General features: G+C 73.7%; 6 protein-coding genes and 1 pseudogene. All 7 read left to right on the top strand.

The genetic code is table 11. The annotated features are described in order from the left end of the window. Nucleotides 1-330: pseudogene (gene tnpA / locus ACGF2V_RS24665) on the top strand (IS200/IS605 family transposase); the annotation flags it as partial. Nucleotides 331-578: 248 nt separating this feature from the next. After that, nucleotides 579-1547, top strand: coding sequence for a ketoacyl-ACP synthase III family protein (locus ACGF2V_RS24660; protein ID WP_389047653.1), 969 nt, complete (start codon nt 579-581; stop codon nt 1545-1547). Beyond that, nucleotides 1544-1813, top strand: a complete 270-nt coding sequence (locus tag ACGF2V_RS24655) for an acyl carrier protein (protein WP_362628939.1) — start codon at nt 1544-1546, stop codon at nt 1811-1813. Before ACGF2V_RS24660 ends, ACGF2V_RS24655 begins: the two co-directional genes overlap by 4 nt. Then, the gene (locus ACGF2V_RS24650; protein ID WP_362709038.1) at nt 1797-2963 is read left to right on the top strand and encodes an acyl-CoA dehydrogenase family protein; all 1167 of its coding nucleotides are present in this window, start codon (nt 1797-1799) and stop codon (nt 2961-2963) included. The genes ACGF2V_RS24655 and ACGF2V_RS24650 overlap by 17 nt, the downstream gene beginning before the upstream one ends. Then, complete coding sequence (locus tag ACGF2V_RS24645) at nt 2960-4036, top strand: HAD-IIIC family phosphatase (RefSeq protein WP_362709040.1); 1077 nt, start codon at nt 2960-2962, stop codon at nt 4034-4036. Before ACGF2V_RS24650 ends, ACGF2V_RS24645 begins: the two co-directional genes overlap by 4 nt. Then, nucleotides 4029-4958, top strand: a complete 930-nt coding sequence (locus tag ACGF2V_RS24640; protein WP_362628947.1) for a 3-hydroxyacyl-CoA dehydrogenase family protein — start codon at nt 4029-4031, stop codon at nt 4956-4958. The genes ACGF2V_RS24645 and ACGF2V_RS24640 overlap by 8 nt, the downstream gene beginning before the upstream one ends. Nucleotides 4959-4963: 5 nt before the next feature. Beyond that, nucleotides 4964-6793: a non-ribosomal peptide synthetase gene (locus tag ACGF2V_RS24635; RefSeq protein ID WP_362709043.1), complete on the top strand. Its 1830-nt coding sequence runs from the start codon at nt 4964-4966 to the stop codon at nt 6791-6793. The last annotated feature ends 29 nt before the right edge of the window (nt 6794-6822 follow it).

The raw sequence follows: 6822 nt of genomic DNA, 5'->3' as shown, positions 1-6822 counted from the left end.
CACGCGGAGCGTGTGCGAGGACTTCGAGGCCGAGCTGGTCGAGTTCAACGGCGAGGCCAACCACGTCCACCTACGCGTGAACTTCCCTCCGAAGGCCGCCGTGTCCAGGCTGGCGAACTCCCTCAAGGGCGTCTCCTCACGCAGACTCCGCCAGGAGCTCCCCGACCTCCTCCGCCACTACTGGCGCGCGCAAGCCTGTGGTCCGGGTCCTACTTCGCCGGGTCCCTCGGCGGCGCGCCCCTCAGCACCGTCAAGCAGTACATCGAGCAGCAGAACCGGCCGCTCCGACCCGGGCTGAGGCCAACAGTGCAGACCCATGCACACAACTGAGCTCAGAACAGTTCTCAGATTCGCTTCACCACCGGACTGAAGCCCGGTGCACTGCGAACAAACCCGGTAGCCGACGTGCCCGACGCGGCACCCCTCCCCGCGCCGCCGCGGTTCGGCCATGCCCAAAAGTCCTTGAAGGGGTGTGGTGGCGTGACTGGAATTGAGCGGGAAGCCAGCCACCTCACGGAGGAGAGCCAGTGACCCATTTTGACGCACGGGCGCCGTTCGCGCCGCTCGCGGTCAGGACGGTGGCCTCCTACTTTCCCCCGGTCTCACTGAACGTGGCAGAGCTGCCCGCGCTCTGCGCGCTGCCCGCCGAACAACGGGCGGCCTGTACGCAGTTGGGCATCGACACCGTCGGGGTGGACGAAGCCGACGCGACCACCCTGGCCGAACGGGCCGCGCGCCGGGCGCTGGAGGACACCGGGGTCGCGGCCGCCGATCTGGGCGCGCTGCTGGTGGTCGAGCAGCGTGCACCGGGGACGCTGCTCAGTTCCGAGGCCACCCGTCTCCAGGAGCTGCTGGGCGCCACCGACGCACTCACCTTCACCGTGGGCGGACTGGGCTGCGTCTCGGTGACCCCGGCCCTGCTCACCGCCCGGGGGCTGCTGGCCGCCGACCCGGAGCTGGGACCGGTGCTGGTCGCCCACGGGAGCAAACCCGTTTCCGAGCACCGCTACCGGCACCCGGTCACCGTCAACGGCGACGGCGGGCAGGCCCTGCTGCTGGGCCGCGAGGGGCGGATCCGGCTCCTCGACCAGGTGCAGGAGACCGACGGACGGTACTGGGACCTCTTCCACGTCGACTACCGGGACCGGCACCCGTCGCTGTGGCGCGAGGAGTGCACGGACCAGCGCACCTACTCCTTCCGGCTCGCCGTCGAGACCCGCAACCGGCTCAGGTCCCTGCTGGACCGGCTACTGCGGCGCAACGGGCTCACGCGCGCGGACATACGCGGATTCGTGAGCCAGAACCTGTCCGCCGGCGGGCACACCTTCACCGAGGAATCCCTCGACCTCGCGCTTCTCCCCTCCTGCCGGGAGAACCTGCGCACCCACGGTCACCTCGGCCCCAACGACGTCTTCCTCAACCTCTGGTCGGCCCTCAAGGACGGCCGGCTCTCCGACGGCGACCACGCCGTGCTGATCAATGTCAGTCCGGTGGCGGCCTGGAGCCTGCTGCTGGTCCGGATAGGCCCCAAGGAGTCCACGGCGTGAACGAGATCACCGACCAGGTCACCGAGTTCCTCACCCAGGCCCTGCGGCGGCCCGTCGAGCCGGACGACGACTACTTCGCCCTCGGCCTGGCGGACTCCCTGTTCGCGCTCGAACTCGTCACCTTCGTCGAGGAGCGTTTCGCGGTCACCGTCGAGGTGGAGGACCTGGACCTCGACAGCTTCCGCACCGCGGCGCGGATCGCCCGTTTCGTACGGGCCAAGAAGGGCCACTTCGAGCTGGTGCCCGGCGATGACTCCGTCGCCTGAGACCGCGACGGCCCTGGAGAGGGCGGCCGAGGAGCTGGCCGGGCGCTGGGCGCTGCCGGCGGCGGAGTGGGACCGGTCCGAAGGACTGCCGGCCGAGGTGGCGCGCGACCTGGCCCGGTCCGGCCTGCTGGCTCCGGACGTACCGGTGGAGTACGGCGGTGCCGGCGCCGACCCGCGTCAAGTCGGGGAGATCTGCGCCCGGTTGGGCGGCGTGTGCAGCTCGGTCCGGGGACTGGTCACCGTGCAGGGCATGGTCGCCGCGGGGCTGCGCCGCTGGGGCACCGCCCAGCAGCGGAAGAACTGGCTTCCCGCACTGGCCTCCGGGGAAGTGGTCGCCGGGTTCGCGGCCACGGAGCAGGAGGCGGGCAGCGCCCTGGCGCACCTGGGCACCACGGTCGAGGAGGACGGCGACCACCTCGTGGTGAGCGGCCGCAAGAGGTGGGTGACCTACGGGCAGTTCGCCGACGTCTTCCTGGTGCTGGGCCGGGCTCCGGGGGGCCTGGCGGCGGTGCTGGTGGAGGGCGACCTGCCGGGAGTGACCAGGGAGCCCGTCACCGGACAGCTCGGTATGCGGGCCGCGCGGATCGCGCACCTGGCCTTCGACGCGGTGCGCGTACCCCTCGACCACCTCGTCGCCCCGGTCGGTCTGGGGCTGTCCCACGTCGCCGCCACCGTCCTGGACCACGGGCGCCACACGGTCGCCTGGGGCTGCGTCGGGATGGCGGAGGCCGGTCTGCGGGACGCGGTCGCCCACGCCGCCTCCCGCGTACAAGGGGGAACGCCCCTCGGCGACCACCAACTGGTGCGCTCCTGCCTGGCCCGCTCGGCGGTCGCCGCCGCCGGTGCGCGCGAACTGTGCCTGCGGGCGGCACGGGCCCGGACGGGCGAGCCGAGCCGCGCCGTGCACGAGACCATCCTCGCCAAGTACGCCGCCGCCGACGCGGCCGCGACGGTCACCCGCGACGCCGTGCAGATCCTCGGCTCCGCCGGGTGCGCCCCGGACAGCAGAGTCGGGCGACTCTTCCGCGACGCCAAGGTGATGGAGATCATCGAAGGAGCACAGCACGTGGCCGAGATGCACATCGCCGACCGGCTGTTGCGGGACCTCGGCGTCCCCGCGGCGCCCCGCGCGAACGGAGCGACGGCATGACGGCGGACACCCCCGCGGCCACGGTCAAGTGCCTGGTGTGGGACCTGGACGACACCCTGTGGGCCGGAACCCTGTTGGAGGGGGACGACCCCCGGCCCGCCGGGGCCACCCTGACCACCTTGCGCACCCTCGACGAGCGGGGTGTGCTGCACGCGGTGGCGAGCCGGGGCGATCACGCCACCGCCACCGCCCACCTGGCGCGCCTGGGGCTGGCGGAGCTGTTCACGGTGGTGGAGATCGGCTGGGGCGCCAAGTCCGCCTCGGTGCAGCGGGTCAGCGAGGTGCTCGGCATCGGCATCGACAGCCTCGCCTTCGTCGACAACGACCCCGTGGAGCGCGCCGAGGTCGCCTCCGCCCACCCCCGTGTGCGCTGCTACGAGCCGGAGCGGATCCCGGCCTTCCCAGAACTGCCGGAGTTCCGCCCCGGGCACCTCACGCAGGAGTCCCGCAGGCGTCGGGAGATGTACCGCGCGGAGAGCAGCCGCCGCCGGGCCCAGGAGACGTACGAGGGGGCGCCGGGGGACTTCCTCGCCTCCCTCGCTCTGGAACTGACCGTGCGGGAGGCCACCGAGGGGGACTTCGCCCGGGCGCACGAACTGACGGTCCGCACCCACCAGCTCAACACCACGGGCCGCACCTACGACCTGGCGGAGCTGCGGCAGCTCAGCCGCTCACCGGACCACCGGGTCATGGTGGCGCAGCTCCAGGACGTCTACGGCTCCTACGGCACCGTCGGGCTGGTGGTCACCGAACGGGTGGAGGACCGGACCGTGCTGCGCCTGCTGCTGCTCTCCTGCCGGGTGATGTCCCGGGGCATCGGCCCTGCCCTGATCGGCCATGTGGTGCGCGGGGCCCTGGTCGAAGGACGGCGGCCCGAGGCCGAGTTCGTCCCCACGGCCGTGAACCGGGCGATGCTCGTCAATCTGCGCTTCGCGGGGTTCCGGCCGAAGGCGGGCCCCGGCCCGGCCGCGGAGGGTGAGCCCCTGGTGCTGGAGTTCCCGCCCGGCGCCGTTCCGCCCGCCGTGCCCGACCACGTACGGCTCGTCATCCCGTCTGGAGGCTCCGATGAGTAGCACCGACCGCCGCGGCGACCGCGCCGTCGCCGACGAGCGGGGCGGGCCGGTCCCGGCCGCACCGCCCCGGGTGCCGATCGGCGTGGTCGGCGCGGGCACCATGGGTGCCGGGGTCGCGCAGAGCTTCGCCGAGGCCGGCCACCCGGTCACGCTCCACGATCCGGACCCGGCGGCCCTGGCGGACGGCGAGCGCCGGCTGCGGGCCGGCATCCGGGCCGCCCGGCTGCTGCGCCGGCCCGCGCCCGAGGCTCCGCCCGCCGCGGTCCTCGGGCGGGTGCGGTGGGTGCCGGAGGCGGCCGAACTCGCCGACGTGGCCCTGGTGGTGGAGTGCGGGCCCGAACGGATGGCCGTCAAGGAGCAGATCCTGCGGACGCTCGACGCCACCTGCGCCCCGCACACCGTCCTCGCCTCCTGCACCTCCGCCATCCCCGTGGAGATCCTCGCCGGTCACACGGGGCGCCGCGACCGGGTCCTGGCCACCCACTTCATGAACCCCGCCCACCTCAAGGACGCGGTCGAGGTGGTACGGGGAGCCAGCACCTCCGAGGAGACCCTGAAGACCGTCCTCGGCCTGCTGGAAGGCATCGGCAAACGCGCCCATCTGGTGCGCGACGCGCCGGGCTTCGTCTCCAACCGGGTGCTGATGCCCATGATCAACGACGCCGCCGCGCGGGTGGAGGAGGGCACCGCCGACGCCGAGACCGTGGATCGCGTCTTCACCGACTGCTTCGGACACGCCATGGGACCGCTGAGGACCGCCGACCTGATCGGTCTTGACACCGTGCTGGACTCCCTCGTCGTCCTGCGGGACACCACCGGCGACCCCCGCTTCGAGCCCACCGCCCTGCTGCGGGACCTCGTCGACCGGGGACACCGCGGCCGCAAGAGCGGCCGCGGCTTCCACTCCTACGAGACCCGGTGATCGCCATGACCGCCCACGACGTGGTGGACCAGCTCCGCGACTCCCTGCGGCGCCACCCCGAGCGCACCGCGGTGGTGGTGGGCCAAGAGCAGCTCAGCTACCGGGAGCTGGACGCGGCCACCGACAGGCTGGCCGCAGGGCTGCGGGAGCTCGGGGTGCGCCCGGGGCAGACCGTCCTGCTCCACCTGCGGCAGAGCGTGGACACCCTGGTCGGCATGGTGGCCGCGCTGCGGGCGGGCGCGGCCTGGTGCGTCACCGAGCCCGGCCATCCGGCGGAGCGCCTCGCCGCGCTGACCCGCGATCTGGAGTGCGGGGCGGTGGTCCGGGACGGGGCGGCGGACCCCGACGTACGGGAGGCGGTGGCGCGGCTGGCCGACGAGGCGCCCGTGCCGTTGCCCGTCCTCGACCTGGCGGAGTTCGGGCGGTCCGTCCCGCAGGGCGGGGCCACCGAACCCGGGCCCTGGACGGAGGTACCGCCGGGCGCCCCGGCGTACGCCATCACCACCTCCGGGTCCACCGGGGAGCCCAAGGCGATCGTCGTGGGGCGGGACAACCTGTCCGCGCTGGTGGCCGCCCGCGGTGACGAGCCGGGCGGGATCCGCTTCTCGGCCTGCCGGTTCGCCTGGGACGGCGCGCTGATGCTGACCTTCGGCGCGCTCTGCACGGGCGGCACCGCCGTGCTGCCGGACCACACCGCCCTGCGCGACGCCCGGGCCTGTGCCGAACTGGTCCTCCTGCGGCAGGTCACGCAGATGGTCTGCCCGCCCTCGTACTACCGGCTGATGCTGCCCCACCTCGCGGGCGCCGGCGCCCATCTGCGGGAGGTCGTCGTCGCCGGCGAGGTCGTGCCCCCGGCGCTCGTCGCACAGCACCGCGCCGCACTTCCCACCACCCGGCTCCGCAACGAGTACGGCCCGACCGAGACCACCGTGTCGGTCCTCGGGCACACCCTGCGCGACGACTCCCCCCGGACGGTGCCCGTCGGCCGCACCTCCGGGACCACCTCGGTCCACGTGCTCGACGAGCGGCTGGAGCCCTGCCCGCCCGGCGTCGTCGGCGAACTGTACGTGGGCGGACCGCAGGTCACCAGCGGATACGCCCGCAGGCCCGCACGGACCGCGGGCAGTTTCGTCGCCGACCCCTTCTCCTCGCGGCCGGGCGCGCGCATGTACCGCACCGGGGACCTCGTCCTGATCGGGCAGGAGGGCGAGATCGAGTTCCACGGGCGGGCCGACGGGCAGATCAAGGTGCGCGGAGTCCGCGTGGAGCGGCACGGCGTCCAGGCCGTCCTGGAGACCCACCCGGCGGTCCGCCAGGCCGGCGTGCTGGGGGTCCCGGGAGACGACGGCGCCCTGCGGCTGGTCGCGTTCTGGACCCCGGCCGAGGACGCGGTGGCGCTGCCCGGACCACGGGAACTGATCGCCCACTGCCGCACGAACCTCGTCGCCGACGCCGTACCGGAGGAGTACGTCACCCTCGGCTCGATGCCGCTGGCCCCCTCCGGCAAGGTCGACGAGGCCGCCCTGCTCGCCCTTCTCGGGCCGCGGAGCGGCGGCGGCCCGGCCTCGGCCTCGGACTCGGGCGGGGACGAGCGGGAAGCCCTGTCCCGCGAGGTCGCGACGATGTGGGCCCGGGTCCTGCGGCACGAGGACTTCGGGCCCGAGGACAGCTTCTTCGACGCGGGCGGCAACTCCCGCAGCGTGGTGGAACTGCACCTGTGCCTCGAGACGCGCTGGCCCGGCGCGCTGCGCGTGGGCCGGCTCTTCGACCTGGACCGCGTACCGGAACAGGTGGACGCGCTCCTCGCGGCGGGCGCCCGCCCGACACCTCAGTGAGACGGCCCGACACCGAAGCAGAGCGGACC

The sequence above is a fragment of the Streptomyces sp. NPDC047982 genome (assembly GCF_043204165.1).
Taxonomy (GTDB): Bacteria; Actinomycetota; Actinomycetes; order Streptomycetales; family Streptomycetaceae; genus Streptomyces.
The sequence above is the reverse complement of the archived record's forward strand: the minus strand, read 5'-3'. Positions and strand labels throughout refer to the sequence as shown.

Bases quoted from the DNA above. Each gene is read 5' to 3' on its own strand.
- ACGF2V_RS24635 (WP_362709043.1), top strand. From the start codon at position 4,964: ATGACCGCCCACGACGTGGTGGACCAGCTCCGCGACTCCCTGCGGCGC.
- ACGF2V_RS24650 (WP_362709038.1), top strand. From the start codon at position 1,797: ATGACTCCGTCGCCTGAGACCGCGACGGCCCTGGAGAGGGCGGCCGAG.
- ACGF2V_RS24640 (WP_362628947.1), top strand. From the start codon at position 4,029: ATGAGTAGCACCGACCGCCGCGGCGACCGCGCCGTCGCCGACGAGCGG.
- ACGF2V_RS24645 (WP_362709040.1), top strand. From the start codon at position 2,960: ATGACGGCGGACACCCCCGCGGCCACGGTCAAGTGCCTGGTGTGGGAC.